The 1544-nt window shown below is 49.2% G+C and carries 2 protein-coding genes; both read right to left on the bottom strand.

What is annotated here, in order from left to right; translation table 11 throughout:
• Nucleotides 1–54 precede the first annotated feature (54 nt).
• Complete coding sequence (locus tag EDC63_RS18430) at nucleotides 55–405, bottom strand: hypothetical protein (protein WP_124947097.1); 351 nt, start codon at nucleotides 403–405, stop codon at nucleotides 55–57.
• A 266-nt stretch (nucleotides 406–671) separates the two neighbouring features.
• The coding region (locus EDC63_RS18425; protein ID WP_132920992.1) for a heavy metal translocating P-type ATPase at nucleotides 672–1544 on the bottom strand (873 nt) is incomplete at its 5' end.

The following is a 1544-nucleotide window of genomic DNA, read 5'->3' as shown; positions in this document are numbered from 1 at the left end:
AATGGCAAGTCACACCTCAAAAATTCAACAACAGCAACTATGCGTGGAAAAACGTCAGGAAATGGCGCGGGGTGGCCTGAATTGGCCGTCCGTGGAAGAAGGAATAATGACTAGGGATGTATAGGGTATTTGGTCGTTTGTAAATTCTGGAAAAATTGGGGCCCAATAGCTGAGTAACCCCATGAAATGGCCAACGGCATGGCACCAGTGGTTGCATGTGCTTTGCGCCGAATCTACTTTTGCCGTATCTGTGCTGGTAACAGACTGATCATTGTCTAATGCCACACTCTGTTGTTCGTCGAGTAATACGTCGGCCACAGCTTCTTTGTTAAACGTCCAGCCGCCAACGTTGATCACGAGTGTGATCACGATCAGAAAAATAATGTGACGAATGGACCTCTTCATATTTTATCTATCATTGGTATCATCCCAGGCGAACTGCATGAGATAGCAAATTTATTTTAGCCACTCTTTAGCTACAACACCTGCCTGATAGCTCAGTTGTGTCAATTATTAGAAATAGAAACATTGCAACAGTAGTGGACGATTCCGCGAGTAATAAATATTTTCATTTCAAACTACTTTGACAATTGAATTAAACAAAGCACGTATATTGATTCCCACAACTCGGTTCAAAATTATTTCGTTTCGTCAAATGAACAAAAAGCGTGTCAGGTCCGCAACATACGCAATCCGCTCGCAATCACCACAAACTCGCTAATCTCATGAGCGAGCACCGCAATGGGCAACGTAAAATAGCCACTCACTGCACCAACGACAAGCGTGCCAATCACGACAGTGGACAGCGCGACATTTTGCAAAATAATCCTCGAGGTGCGGCGACTGAAACAGATAAGGTAAGGCAATCGTGACAGGTCATCGCCCATCAGTGCCACGTCCGCAGTTTCCAGTGCCACATCGGTCCCCGCCGCACCCATGGCGATGCCTACGTGTGCAGCTGCCAACGCTGGTGCATCGTTCACACCGTCACCAACCATTGCAACCTTGCCATAGCGCGCGGTCAATTCGGCAACCTTGCGCGTTTTATCCTCAGGCGAGAGTTCCGCGTGTACTTCATCCACACCCACCTGTTGAGCAACAGCTGCGGCTGTAAGTGGATTGTCTCCGGTCAGCATCACAACCATTTCTATACCTGCCTGTTTCAGATCGGCGATGGTCTGCACAGCTTCCGGCCGTAGTGGATCAGCAATGGCAATCAAGCCATGAAGCGCACTTTCAGTTCCGAGCAGCACTACTGTCTTGCCCTGGCTCTGCAATTGTTTTATTCGCGGCACCAGTACGAAGTCGAATGGGAGCTCCAGATCGGTAAACAGCTTAGGGTTGCCAATGTATAGCTGCTCCCCACCAACATGTCCCCGTGCACCTGAGCCGGTCATGGACTGGAAATCTTCAACCGGAGGAGGCTGAATTCCGTCGGCCTTGGCTCGTTTCAAAATTGCCTGAGCCAGCGGATGTTGCGAACGAGACTCCAACGCTGCTGCCCCAGCCAAAATCAGAACTTCAGAATAGCCATTGAGCGCAAC

This window comes from Sulfurirhabdus autotrophica (genome assembly GCF_004346685.1).
Classification (GTDB): Bacteria; Pseudomonadota; Gammaproteobacteria; order Burkholderiales; family SMCO01; genus Sulfurirhabdus; species Sulfurirhabdus autotrophica.
The sequence above is the reverse complement of the archived record's forward strand: the minus strand, read 5'-3'. Positions and strand labels throughout refer to the sequence as shown.

Coding starts and splice junctions, on each gene's coding strand:
- EDC63_RS18430 (WP_124947097.1), bottom strand. CDS start 405: ATGAAGAGGTCCATTCGTCACATTATTTTTCTGATCGTGATCACACTC.